The following is a 12,114-nucleotide window of genomic DNA, read 5'->3' as shown; positions in this document are numbered from 1 at the left end:
GGTTCAGCCCAGCGTCGCCAGCCAGCGCAGCAGCCCGCGCACACCCCAGCCGGTAGCGCCCTTGACCAGTTCGCCGTGCGTGTCGTCGGACCACGACGGCGCGGACATGTCCAGGTGCGCCCACCGGTCCCGCAGGTCGCCGGTGAACTCCCGCAGGAACAGCGCGGCGACCACCGAGCCGGCGCCCTGCGCCGGGGAGCTGTGCAGGTCGGCGATCTCGCTGGCCAGGTATTCCACGTAGTCGTCGGCCAGCGGCATCCGCCAGGCCCGCTCGCCGGCCGCGGTGATCGCGTCGAGCAGACCGGCGGCGAGCGTGTCGTTCTCGCTGTAGAGCGCGGCGTGCCGCTTGCCCAGGGCGACGGCGTTCGCGCCGGTGAGCGTCGCCAGGTCGATCAGCAGGTCGGGCTTCAGCTCGCGGACCGCGTACGCCAGCGCGTCGGCGAGCACGAGCCGGCCCTCTGCGTCGGAGTTGGTGCTCTCGCTCGTCAGCCCGCCGTAGTGCCGGATCACGTCGCCGGGGCGGAACGCCGAGCCGCTGACCATGTTCTCGGCGAGCGGGGCGAGCGTGGTGACCCGTACCGGGAGGCGCAGTTCGGCGGCGCCGAGCGTCGCGGCGATCACCGCGGCGGCACCGGCCATGTCCTTGCGCATCAGCTTCATGGCCGGCACCGGCTTGATCGAGATGCCGCCGGTGTCGAACGTGATGCCCTTGCCGACGAGCACCACGTGGGTACGCGCACCCTCCGGCCGCCAGTCCAGCTCCACCAGGCGCGGTCCGGTCGCGGAGCCGCCGCCGACGGCCAGCAGGCCGCCGAAGCCCTCGGCCGCCAGCTCCTCCGGGCCGCGTACCCGCAGGTGCACGCCGGGGCGCCCGGACGCGGCCTCGGCCACCTGCGCGGCGAACCACTCCGGATTCTTGGTGGACGAGGGCATGTTGGTCAGGTCCCGGGCGAGCCGGGTCGTCTCGGCGGTGGCCCGGGCGGCGTCGAGCGTGCCGGCGAGAGCGTCCGGGTCGTCGACGAGCACCGACACCTCGGCCAGGGCGGACCGCGCGCCGGCCTCGGTGAGGCGGAAGCGGTAGGAACCGAGCAGCAGCCCCTCGGCGAGGCCACGCAGCGCCGCCGTCGCCTCGCCGGGAAGCGCGATGGTGATCTGCGTCTCATCCTTCGCCGCGCGGGCGAGAGCCGCTCCGGCGGTGCGCCAGTCGCGCTCGTCGCCGTCGCCGACGCCCAGCAGCCACAGCCGCGCCGGGGAGCCACCGGGGCGCAGGTGTTCGCGCACCTCACCGGCCGCGCCGGTGAGCCGGGCGGCCGGCAGGACGGCGGCGGCCTCGGCCCGGACGTCGTCGCCGATCGGCACGGCGGTCGGGACCAGTCCGGGTTCGAGCGAGGCCGTGGAGTCCGGCGAGGTCAGGGAGTCCGGCGAGTCCGGCCCTCCGGGACGGACGGGCAGGACGAGAGCGTCAGGCCCCGCGGGCCCACTCACCAGACGAATGACCAGCACGCTGGACCGTACCTCCGAAATGGGTTGAACGGGCACGTTTCACCACGCACCCGCAGAGGAAAGACCCTGAGCCACCGGGCATGCCGGTGGCTCAGGGTAGGACGAACCGCCCGCGCGGCGGACGCCACGCGGGACACTCCTCGAATCAGCCCGCGGCCGCCTTCAGCGCGTCACCGAGCGCGGTGGCCTCGTCGGGAGTCATCTCGACGACGAGCCGGCCACCACCCTCCAGCGGGACTCGCATGACGATGCCCCGGCCCTCCTTGGTGACTTCCAGCGGACCATCGCCCGTCCGCGGCTTCATCGCCGCCATGTTGTCTCCCCTCAGACCTACACCAGGGTCGGTGAGTTGCCCCACAGCCACTTCGCCATCGCCATCCGCAACCGTCGCGGAAGGCTCGACCAACGATTTTCCCTGATGAACACCGCCGGACCCAAACCGAAGCAGCATTGATGTAACAGCATCTAGCTTATCTTGGATAGGCCTGTCACAATGTGCGGTCATGCAGGCACGGTCGGCACTCTTCGACCTGTACGGCGACCACCTCCGGGCCCGGGGTGGCCGCGCACCGGTCGCCGCCCTGGTCAAGCTGCTCGCCCCGCTCGGGATCGCCCCACCGGCGGTACGCACCGCGGTCTCCCGGATGGTTCGCCAGGGCTGGCTGGAACCGCTCCGGCTGGCGTCCGGACCGGGATATTCGATCACCCCGAAGGCGGCTCGTCGACTCGACGAGGCGGCGTCCCGGATCTACCGGACCGGGCGGCACAGCTGGGACGGACGGTTCGATCTCCTGGTGCTCACCGCGCCCTCGTCCCGCCGGGACCGGCAGCGGCTCGCCGCGAACCTCGCCTTCCTCGGCTACGGCACGCTCGACGACTGCACCTGGGTGGCCACCCGCCCGGGTGAGGACGTCGACCTGATGCTCGACGAGGCGGGCGTGCGCTACGAGCGGTTCACCGCCGCGCACGCGGCCGGCACACCGGGCGCCATGGGCGTGGTCCGCCGTGCCTGGGACCTGGCCGAGATCGGCCGGGCGTACGAACGCTTCGTCGCCGAGCAGAAGCCACTGCTCTCCGGCGTCACGGTGCGCAGCAGCGACGAGGACGCGTACGCGGCCCGGTTCCGGCTCGTGCACGCATGGCGTACGTTCCTGTTCCGGGATCCGCAACTGCCCCCGGCACTGCTGCCCGAGCGCTGGCCCGGCACCAGCGCGGCCAGCTTCTTCGACCGGCACGCGGCCCGGCTCCGGCCGGCCGCCGACCGGTACGTCGAGCAGTGCCTCGACGCCGGCAACCGCCTCGCCCGACAGAAGGGTCGTTAGAACGTGACCGAGCCGCTGCTCGTCGACCGCACCGACGCCGTCGTCACCCTGACGCTGAACCGCCCGACGGCGATGAACTCGCTCGACGTGGCGCTCAAGGAGGCGCTCCGGGACACCCTGGCCGAGCTGGAGACCGACCGGTCCTGCCGGGCGGTCGTGCTCGCCGGCGCGGGCGGCTCGTTCAGCGCCGGTCAGGACCTGCGCGAGCACGTGCGGACGCTGGAGGCCTCGGACGCCGACCCGCTGGGCACGGTGCGGGCGCACTACAACCCGATCGCCGCCCGGCTGGCCAACCTGCCCAAGCCGGTGGTCGCCGCGGTGCGCGGGATGGCCGCCGGGGCGGGCGCCTCGCTGGCGTTCCTGGCCGACTTCCGCATCGGCGGCCCGAAGACCCGGTTCCTGATGGCGTTCGCCGGGGTGGGCCTCGCCGCCGACACCGGCGCCTCCTGGACGCTGCCCCGGCTGGTCGGTCACGCCAAGGCCGTCGAGCTGCTGATGCTCGCCGAGCCGGTCGGCGCCGACGAGGCCTGCCGGCTGGGCCTGCTGACCAAGCTGGTGGACGACGACGAGCAGGTGCTTCCCACCGCGCAGGAACTGGCCGCCCGGCTGGCCGCCGGCCCGACCGTCGCGTACGGGGCGATCAAGCGCCAGCTCTCCATCGCCGACGCGGGCACGCTCGCCGACGCGCTGGCCGCCGAGGCGCAGGCGCAGGCGATCTGTGGCGCCACCGCCGACCACCGGGCCGCCACGAAGGCGTTCGTCGCCAAGCAGAAGCCGGTCTTCGAGGGCCGCTGACCGCGCCGGTCGGGCCCGGAGGTCAGTCGTCCTCCTCCGGATCCTGGTTGGCCTCGACGCCGAGCACGAACGCCTGCATGGCCAGCTCGTCGCCGTACGGCGAGACGAACGCCGGCAGCTCCCGCGGGCCCAGCTCCTGCACGTAGGACCAGAAGATCCGTACCGCCTCGGCGCGCGACGCGGCCTCGATCGGCAGGTCCAGGCTGACCAGCCAGGTGCTGCGGGCGGGCGGCGGGCCGAGCCGGTCGGCCAGCGACCGCCAGCGGGCCGGGTCGAGCGCCACGACCGGGCCGTCCGGCGCCGGGCCGTCGACCGGCACCGGCTCGTCGAGCACCCGCCGGGTGTACGCGACCACGAGCGACCCGGCCACCGCGTCGGACTGCGGATCGTCCGGGTCCTCCCGGGTCTCGGACGACGCGAGCGCGACCCGGCCGAGGGCGACCAGGCGCAGCGGCTCGTCGACGAGCACCGCCACCCGGTCACCGGGCCGGGGGCGGGCCGCCCCGGACAGCCCGGTCAGCTCCAGCGCGTCGTGGTGCACCAGCCGCTCGGCCTCGAAGCGCTCGGCGGGCAGCAGCACCGCCCAGGCTCCGGTCGTGGTCGCACCGTCTGTCGTCCCGCTCGTACGCGGCTCGGTGTCGGTCATGCCCCAATCCCATCACGCCGGAGGTGGGGCGCTCCGTCACACCCCGGCCCGGTCACCGCTCACGTGGCAGTCGGCCAGGTGGTCGTCGACCATGCCGGTGGCCTGCATCAGCGCGTAGGCGGTCGTGGGGCCGACGAACCGGAAGCCCCGCTTCTTGAGCGCCTTCGCCATCGCCACCGACTCCGGGCTGGTGGCCGGCACCTCGGCGAAGGACCGGGGACGTGCCGCCCGGGGTGGGGGCGCGAAGGACCAGAGCAGCGCCGAGAGTCCCTCGGGCAGCTCCGACGCGGCCCGGGCGTTCGCGATCGCCGCCTCGATCTTGGCCCGGTTGCGGACGATCCCGGCGTCGGCCATCAGCCGGGTCACGTCGGCCTCGCCGTAGCGGGCCACCGCGTCGATCCGGAAGCCGGCGAAGGCGTCCCGGAACGCCTGCCGCTTGCGCAGGATGGTCAGCCAGGACAGGCCGGACTGGAACGCCTCCAGCGTCAGCCGCTCGTAGAGCGCGTCGTCGCCGCGCAGCGGCCGGCCCCACTCCTCGTCGTGGTAGACGGCGTAGTCGGGGGTGCTCGCCCCCCACGCGCAGCGCGGCAGCCCGTCGGCGCCGGTCACCAGGTCAGTCACGGCGTCCACGGTAGGCCAGCCCACCGACAACCCCGGTCAGGGCAGGCGGCCCTGCTCGACCAGCCGGGCGAACTTCTTCAGCGCCTGCGTGAGGCTGAACTTGGAGCCGGGCCAGAGCACCGGCCACGCCACCCGGCCGGCCGGCCCGCCCGGCAGGTGGAACCACTCGTGCCAGACCACCTGCGTGCGGTCGCGGTCCATCGGGGTGCAGCGCAGCACGCCGGGGCCGCGCAGCAGCTTGCCGCAGTGCACCACGCCGACCTCGTACGGCGCGTCGACCCGGACCACCCGCATCTCGTCGCGGAGCACGGCCGGACCGAGCGCGGTGACCGCCTCGACGAGGCTGCCCTCGCCGCCGTCGCCCTCGACCACCCGGACCCGGGTCAGCGGGATCCAGTCCGACTGCCGCTCCCACGCGGTGAGCGCGGCGAACACGCGGTCGGCCGGGGCGTCGACGATCACCGTGGCGGTGACCTCGGCGGCGCCGCGGCGGGACGCGTCGGTGAAGTCGTCGGCCGGCCGGCCGGTGCCGGTCACGCCGACTCCGAGCGGACCACCGAACCGCGCTCCCGGTCGTCGTCGGCGGGCCCGGCCGCGATCCCGTTCGCCGGGGAGACGGTGTCCTCGGTCGCCGCAGCGGCCGGAGCCTCCGCCACGCCCGCCTCGGCCGGCGCGCGCCCCGGCTGCCCGTCGGCCTCGCCGCGGACCGGCCGGTCGGTGCCGGTGCGGGCCGGCGGCTCCGGCGCGGACAGGTCGATCACGACCGGCTCGGAGGTGGACGGGTCGGGCGCCTGCTCGGTCTCGGGGCGGGTCGCGGCGGCCTCCTCGCGCGCCCGGCGCAGCGCGTCGGCGTCCTCGGTACGCCCGTCCCGCAGAGCCGCGTTCTCCGCCTCCAGGACGCCGATCAGCTCGGTCTTGTAGCCGATGTCGTACGCCGCCCGGCGCAGCGCCGCGTCGACCTGGCTCATCCGGTAGCCGCGCAACGCCGTGTCGAAGCGGACGTCGGACACGTCCGACTCGTCGAGCGGACGGCTGCCGGGCAGCGGCACGGCCCGCCCGTCCGGCTCGGCCGGTGTGAGGCCCGGATCCTTGCCGGAGACCAGCACCGTCACCCCGAACACCACAGCCGCGACGGTCAGCGCGACGACCAAGAGGAGCAGAACCTCACCCATGCACAGATCGTGGCATGCGGGCCGGGATCGGGCGAGCCCTCCGAGACGTCCGGTCCGTAAATGCGTCCGGCGCACGGGACCGGCACGGGCGGCGCGGGCGGGACCGGATAGCGTCGGACCGGCCGGTGCGGTCCGGCGGCGAGGAGGCGGGCATGACCGGGGCGTTGCGGCTGGGCGGACGGACGTTCGGCCCCGGTGAGCTGGTGGTGATGGCGATCGTCAACCGCACCCCGGACTCGTTCTTCGACCGGGGCGCCACCTTCGCCCAGGACAGCGCGCTGCGCGCGGTGGAACGCGCGGTCGACGAGGGCGCCGAGATCATCGACATCGGCGGGGTGAAGGCCGGGCCGGGCGACGAGGTCGACGTGGCCGAGGAGATCCGGCGGACGGTGGACACCATCGCCGCGGTCCGGTCCGCCTTCCCCGACGTGGTCGTCTCCATCGACACCTGGCGTGCCGAGGTGGCCGTGGAGGCGGTCGCAGCCGGCGCGGACCTGCTCAACGACACCTGGTCGGGGGCGGACCCGGCGCTGGCCCGGGTCGCCGCGGCGACCGGCGCCGGGCTGGTCTGCTCGCACGCGGGCGGGCTCGCCCCGCGTACCCGGCCGCACCGGGCCGCCTTCGACGACGTGGTGGCCGACGTGGTCGGCACGGTGACCGGGCTGGCCGAACGCGCGGTCGGGCTGGGGGTGCGCCGGGACGGCATCCTGATCGACCCGGCGCACGACTTCGGCAAGAACACCCGGCACTCCCTGGAGATCACCCGGCGGCTCGCGGAGCTGACCGACACCGGCTGGCCGCTGCTGGTGGCCCTGTCGAACAAGGACTTCATCGGCGAGACGCTCGACCTGCCGGTGCCCGAGCGGCTGGAGGGGACGCTCGCCGCCACGGCGGTGTCGGCCTGGCTCGGCGCCCGGGTGTTCCGCGCCCACCAGATCCGCGAGACCCGGCGGGTGCTGGACATGGTGGCGTCGATCCGGGGCGACCGGCCGCCGGCGGCGACCCGGCGCGGGCTCGCCTGACGGGCCGGTCCGACGCCGTCAGGTCCAGCGCAGGACGCCGCGCCGCCAGGCGTAGAGGATGCCGAGCGCGACGATCGCCACGAAGACACCCATCTCCACGACGGTGGTGGCGCCGAAACCGGGCCGGTCGAAGACCAGCGCCCAGGGGAACAGGAAGACCGCCTCGACCGCGAAGAGCACGTAGAGATACGCGTAGACGTAGTAGCGGATCTGCATCTGGGCCCAGTCGCCGCCGACCGGGTCGAGACCGCACTCGTACGTGGCCCGCTTGCCCCACGGCTCGGCCGGCCGGCTCGGACGTAACACCCGGTTCGCGGAGAACGCCGTCACGAAGAAGAGCACGGCGGCGAGCAGCAGCAGACCGAGCGTGGCGTACGAGCCGAGATATCCGGTCACGACCGGAGCGTACCGGTCCCGTCCAGATGTCCCGGACACGTTACGAATTCGTTTCCTCGCAGGACTAGTGCTTGATGGCAAGTATCACCGAATAATGGGATCTCGTTGATCGTCCGGAGGACAGATGGCCCGCCCCCGCGTTGCGCCCGTTCAGCGGGTCGCGCTCCGCCGTACCCTCGCGCTGCTGGCGCCCGCGCTCGTCGCGGCGCTGGTGGCGGTGGCGCCGGCCGGTGCCGTCGCACACCCGGGGCCGGCCGCCGCGCTCCAGGTGATCGAACCCGTGGAGCCGGGCGGCGATCCCGGAGGCGAGCCGACCGAGCCCGCCCCCACCGGCGAGCCGACGACCACCGCGCCGGCCCCGCCGCCCACCGAGCCGCCGCCGCCTCCGACCACGCCCCCGCCGCCGGTCACCACCTCGCCGGCCCCGCCGCCGACGAGCGCGCCCGCCGAACCGGCGCCGACCACCGCCGCGCCGGCCACCACGGCACCGGCGCCCCCGCCGGTCGTGCCGCCGGTCAAGACCCCGCCGCCACCACCGGCCCAGCCGGCGGGCGGCCCTCTGGGGGTACGCGTGAACACCGAGGACGTGGTCCTCACGCCGGCCTACTGGAACGCCGACGCCACGGTGGCCACGCTGCGGGTGACGGTGACCAACACCGGCGGGCGGGCGGAGCGGATCAGCCTGGGCTACACGCTGCCGCCCGGGCTGACCGACGCGGGCACCCCGGGCTGCGAGCCGGCCGGCGGCGGCAACCACAGCTGCGTCGGGTGGGACGCGGAGCCGGGCGCCCGGTTCAGCACGACCATCCGGGTCCGGGTCGATGGCGACGCCTGGCGGACCATGCCGCTGGCCGGATCGGTCCAGGTCACCGCCGTCGCGCCCGGTGTGACCGGTGCGGCGTACGACGACGAGGGCTTCGCGGTGCTGTTCCCGCCCGGACCGCCGGTGCCCGGCATCTCGCTGCGCGCCGACGAGGTGCTGTTCGACATCAGCGGCGCGCCCAGCACGCTCACCGTCCGGCTCGGCAACACCGGCCGGGTCGACGCGGCCGGCCGGATCGAGGTGCTCCTGCCCGAAGGGGTGACCGCGGCCGGCACCGAGGGCGGCTGCGCCCCGGTCTCCCCCGACCGGACCCGCTGCGAACTGGGCGTACTGGCGGCCGGGCGGACCGCGACCGTACGGCTGACGCTCGCCGCCTCGGCGGAGGCCCAGCGGCGGGCGCCCCTGTCCGGCGCGGTGATCGGCCGGCTCGACCCGCGCAGCGGGCGGGACCGGCAGGTGCAGATGAGCTTCCGGATCAGCGCGGCGGCGGCGGACACCGCCCCGCCCGGCGGGGCGCCGGCCCCGACCGGCTCGCAGGGCGTGCTCGTCGCCGCCGGCGAACGGGACGGGGACGGCACCTCGACCCGGCGGACGGCCGTCGCGTTGATCGCCGTGTCCGGTCTCCTGGTCGTGCTCGCGCTGACGCTGGCGACCCGTTCACTGCGCCGCCGCAGCGACATCACCGCACCGGACCGTCCGATCACCGACCGGTGATCATGGATATGTGGTGATCTGGGTTACGGGCCCAGGTACTAAACGCTGCAAAGCAGGGCATACAGCGGCCCGATCCAGTCCCATACGTCGGACCTCGACCAAGGTGGCCCTAACGTGGCGACGTAGGCTCTGACGTGAGAATCGGAGCGGGCCGGGCCGGCGAGGGCGACGGCGCTCAGTTAAGCGAGGTGCGGGTGTGACCAAGCAGATCCGTCAGCTGGACCGGGTGGTCATCCGGTTCGCCGGTGACTCCGGCGACGGCATGCAGCTCACCGGCGACCGGTTCACCTCGGAGACGGCGCAGCTGGGCAACGACATCTCGACGTTGCCCAACTTCCCCGCCGAGATCCGCGCTCCCGCCGGCACCCTGCCCGGCGTGTCGAGCTTCCAGGTGCACTTCGCCGACTACGACATCCTGACGCCGGGTGACGCGCCGAACGTGCTGGTGGCGATGAACCCGGCCGCGTTGAAGGCCAACCTGGCCGACCTGCCGCGCGGGGCGGACATCATCGTCAACACCGACGAGTTCACCCGGCGCAACCTGGCCAAGGTCGGCTACGCGACCAGCCCGCTCGACGACGACTCGCTCGCCGGGTACGCGGTGCACCCGGTGGCGCTCACCTCGATGACGATCGGCGCGCTGGCCGAGCTCGACGTGTCCAAGAAGGACGCCGAGCGGGCCAAGAACATGTTCGCGCTCGGGCTGCTGAGCTGGATGTACTCCCGCCCGTACGAGTCCACGCTGCGCTTCCTGGAGCGCAAGTTCGCGGCCCGTCCCGAGCTGGTGGCGGCGAACGTGGCCGCGTTCCGGGCCGGCTGGAACTTCGGCGAGACCACCGAGGACTTCTCCGTCCGGTACGAGGTCAAGCCGGCCAAGATGCTGCCGGGCACCTACCGGAACATCACCGGCAACGCGGCGCTGTCGCTGGGTCTGGTGGCCGCCGGGGTGCGTTCCGGGCTGCCGGTGTTCCTCGGCGCGTACCCGATCACGCCGGCCTCGGACATCCTGCACGAGCTGAGCAAGCACAAGAAGTTCGGCGTGGTCACCATGCAGGCCGAGGACGAGATCGCGGCGGTCGGCGCGGCGCTGGGCGCCTCGTACGGCGGCGCGCTCGGCATCACCACCACGAGCGGCCCGGGCGTGGCGCTCAAGAGCGAGACGATCTCCCTGGCGGTGGCGCTGGAGCTGCCGCTGGTCATCGTCGACGTGCAGCGGGCCGGGCCGTCGACGGGTATGCCCACCAAGACCGAGCAGGCCGACCTGAACATGGCGCTGTACGGCCGGCACGGCGAGGCCCCGGTGGCGGTGGTCGCGCCGAAGTCCCCGTCGGACTGCTTCCACGCGGCGCTGGAGGCGGCCCGGATCGCGCTCACCTATCGCACGCCGGTGATCCTGCTGTCGGACAACTACGTCGCCAACGGCTCGGAGCCGTGGCTGCTGCCGGACGTGGAGTCGCTGCCCGACCTGCGGGTCGAGTTCGCCACGCAGCCCAACGGTGAGGACGGCACCACGTTCCTGCCGTACCTGCGGGATCCGCAGACGCTGGCTCGCCCGTGGGCGGTGCCCGGCACGGCCGGTCTGGAGCATCGGATCGGCGGCCTGGAGAAGGCCGACAAGACCGGCGACATCTCGTACGACCCGGCCAACCACGACTTCATGGTGCGGACCCGGGCGGCCCGCATCGAGACCGTCCCGGTGCCGGACGTCGAGGTCGAGGACCCGGACGGCGACGCCCGGGTGCTGGTGCTGGGCTGGGGCTCGACGTACGGGCCGATCGGCGCCGCCTGCCGTGGCCTGCGCCAGCGCGGGCTCTCGGTGGCCCAGGCCCACCTGCGGCACCTGGCCCCGATGCCGGCGAACCTCGGCGAGGTGCTGGGCCGCTACGACAAGGTGGTCGTGCCGGAGATGAACCTCGGCCAGCTCGCCCACGTGATCCGGGCGAAGTACCTGGTCGACGCGATCGGCTACAACCAGGTCCGCGGCCTGCCGTTCACCGCCGCCGAGCTGGAGACGATGCTGGAAGAGGTCCTGAAGAATGTCTGAGCCCGTCGCCCTCAAGCTCACCGCCAAGGACTTCAAGTCCGACCAGGAGGTGCGCTGGTGCCCCGGTTGCGGTGACTACGCCATCCTGGCGGCCGTGCAGGGCTTCATGCCGGAGCTGAACATCCCCCGGGAGAACATCGTCTTCGTCTCGGGCATCGGCTGCTCGTCGCGCTTCCCGTACTACATGAACACGTACGGGATGCACTCGATCCACGGCCGGGCCCCGGCGATCGCCACCGGCCTGTCGGTGTCCCGGCCGGACCTGTCGGTCTGGGTGGTCACCGGTGACGGCGATGCGCTCTCCATCGGCGGCAACCACCTGATCCACGCGCTGCGCCGCAACGTGAACCTGAAGATCCTGCTGTTCAACAACCGGATCTACGGGCTGACCAAGGGCCAGTACTCGCCGACCTCCGAGGTCGGCAAGATCACCAAGTCGACGCCGGTCGGCTCGGCGGACGCCCCGTTCAACCCGCTGTCGCTGGCGCTCGGCGCCGAGGCCACGTTCGTGGCCCGGACGATCGACTCGGACCGCAAGCACCTCCAGTCGGTGCTGCGGGCCGCCGCCCAGCACGAGGGTTCGGCGTTCGTGGAGATCTACCAGAACTGCAACATCTTCAACGACGGCGCGTTCGACCCGCTGAAGGAGCCGGCCACCCGGGACGACTTCCTGATCCGGCTGGAGCACGGGCAGCCGATCACGTTCGGCAAGGACGGGCAGTTCTGCGTCGTCCACCCGCCGGGCGGCTTCGGGCTGGAGGTCCGGGAGACCGCGAACACGCCGGCCGAGGAGATCGTCGTGCACGACGCGGGCGTGGCCGACCCGGCGTACGCCTTCGCGCTGTCCCGGCTGCCCGGCCTGGACCTGAGCAACACCCCGATCGGGGTGTTCCGGTCGGTGGACCGCCCTTCCTACGACAGCGTGGTGCAGGAGCAGGTCGCGGCGGCCAAGGCGGGCGTGGACAAGACCCCGGAGCAGCAGCTCGCGGCGCTGCTCGGCAGCGGCGACACCTGGACGATCCTCTGATCCACCGCTGACCCGTCACGCGAAAGGGC

The 12,114-nt window shown here is 73.5% G+C and carries 13 protein-coding genes; 6 read left to right on the top strand and 7 right to left on the bottom strand.

The genetic code is table 11. From position 1 onward, the window contains the following. Positions 1-3 precede the first annotated feature (3 nt). Together ACN27D_RS19265 and ACN27D_RS19260 are read right to left on the bottom strand one after the other, a co-directional pair. Complete coding sequence (locus tag ACN27D_RS19265) at positions 4-1,503, bottom strand: leucyl aminopeptidase family protein (RefSeq protein ID WP_421499658.1); 1,500 nt, start codon at positions 1,501-1,503, stop codon at positions 4-6. 145 nt (positions 1,504-1,648) lie between these two features. Then, positions 1,649-1,816: a DUF3117 domain-containing protein gene (locus tag ACN27D_RS19260; RefSeq protein ID WP_013283866.1), complete on the bottom strand. Its 168-nt coding sequence runs from the start codon at positions 1,814-1,816 to the stop codon at positions 1,649-1,651. A gap of 190 nt (positions 1,817-2,006) precedes the next feature. Here ACN27D_RS19260 and ACN27D_RS19255 point away from each other — a divergent pair, with 190 nt between their 5' ends. Together ACN27D_RS19255 and ACN27D_RS19250 are read left to right on the top strand one after the other, a co-directional pair. Continuing rightward, on the top strand, positions 2,007-2,825 hold the full coding sequence (locus tag ACN27D_RS19255; protein WP_121685149.1) for a PaaX family transcriptional regulator C-terminal domain-containing protein: 819 nt from the start codon (positions 2,007-2,009) through the stop codon (positions 2,823-2,825). A gap of 3 nt (positions 2,826-2,828) precedes the next feature. Then, positions 2,829-3,620: an enoyl-CoA hydratase/isomerase family protein gene (locus tag ACN27D_RS19250; RefSeq protein WP_120571786.1), complete on the top strand. Its 792-nt coding sequence runs from the start codon at positions 2,829-2,831 to the stop codon at positions 3,618-3,620. Between the two features lie 22 nt (positions 3,621-3,642). On the opposite strand, the gene ACN27D_RS19245 is transcribed toward ACN27D_RS19250, so the two are convergent. Genes ACN27D_RS19245 through ACN27D_RS19230 form a run of 4 tightly spaced genes read right to left on the bottom strand, consistent with a single transcriptional unit; the run spans position 3,643 to position 6,059 of the window. Next, positions 3,643-4,266, bottom strand: coding sequence for a hypothetical protein (locus ACN27D_RS19245; RefSeq protein WP_358176622.1), 624 nt, complete (start codon positions 4,264-4,266; stop codon positions 3,643-3,645). 36 nt (positions 4,267-4,302) lie between these two features. Further along, positions 4,303-4,887: a DNA-3-methyladenine glycosylase I gene (locus tag ACN27D_RS19240; RefSeq protein ID WP_162959173.1), complete on the bottom strand. Its 585-nt coding sequence runs from the start codon at positions 4,885-4,887 to the stop codon at positions 4,303-4,305. A gap of 36 nt (positions 4,888-4,923) precedes the next feature. Continuing rightward, entirely contained in the window at positions 4,924-5,424 is a 501-nt protein-coding gene (locus ACN27D_RS19235; protein WP_421499657.1) for an SRPBCC family protein, read from the bottom strand. Further along, positions 5,421-6,059, bottom strand: coding sequence for a DivIVA domain-containing protein (locus tag ACN27D_RS19230; protein ID WP_421499656.1), 639 nt, complete (start codon positions 6,057-6,059; stop codon positions 5,421-5,423). Before ACN27D_RS19230 ends, ACN27D_RS19235 begins: the two co-directional genes overlap by 4 nt. Before the next feature lie 152 nt (positions 6,060-6,211). On the opposite strand from ACN27D_RS19230, the gene folP reads away from it, so the two are divergent. Then, entirely contained in the window at positions 6,212-7,081 is an 870-nt protein-coding gene (folP, locus tag ACN27D_RS19225; RefSeq protein WP_358176630.1) for a dihydropteroate synthase, read from the top strand. Between the two features lie 18 nt (positions 7,082-7,099). On the opposite strand, the gene ACN27D_RS19220 is transcribed toward folP, so the two are convergent. Further along, entirely contained in the window at positions 7,100-7,477 is a 378-nt protein-coding gene (locus ACN27D_RS19220; RefSeq protein ID WP_013473888.1) for an NADH-quinone oxidoreductase subunit A, read from the bottom strand. Between the two features lie 124 nt (positions 7,478-7,601). Here ACN27D_RS19220 and ACN27D_RS19215 point away from each other — a divergent pair, with 124 nt between their 5' ends. From ACN27D_RS19215 to ACN27D_RS19205, 3 genes are all read left to right on the top strand, one after another. Next, entirely contained in the window at positions 7,602-9,014 is a 1,413-nt protein-coding gene (locus ACN27D_RS19215; protein ID WP_421499655.1) for a hypothetical protein, read from the top strand. A 196-nt stretch (positions 9,015-9,210) separates the two neighbouring features. Beyond that, complete coding sequence (locus tag ACN27D_RS19210; RefSeq protein WP_421499654.1) at positions 9,211-11,058, top strand: 2-oxoacid:acceptor oxidoreductase subunit alpha; 1,848 nt, start codon at positions 9,211-9,213, stop codon at positions 11,056-11,058. After that, positions 11,051-12,085: a 2-oxoacid:ferredoxin oxidoreductase subunit beta gene (locus tag ACN27D_RS19205; protein WP_064447565.1), complete on the top strand. Its 1,035-nt coding sequence runs from the start codon at positions 11,051-11,053 to the stop codon at positions 12,083-12,085. Before ACN27D_RS19210 ends, ACN27D_RS19205 begins: the two co-directional genes overlap by 8 nt. Positions 12,086-12,114 lie beyond the last annotated feature (29 nt).

Origin of the sequence: Micromonospora sp. WMMD1274 (assembly GCF_049179035.1) — a bacterium.
Taxonomy (GTDB): domain Bacteria; phylum Actinomycetota; class Actinomycetes; order Mycobacteriales; family Micromonosporaceae; genus Micromonospora; species Micromonospora tulbaghiae.
This window is presented reverse-complemented; position numbering and strand designations above follow the sequence as displayed.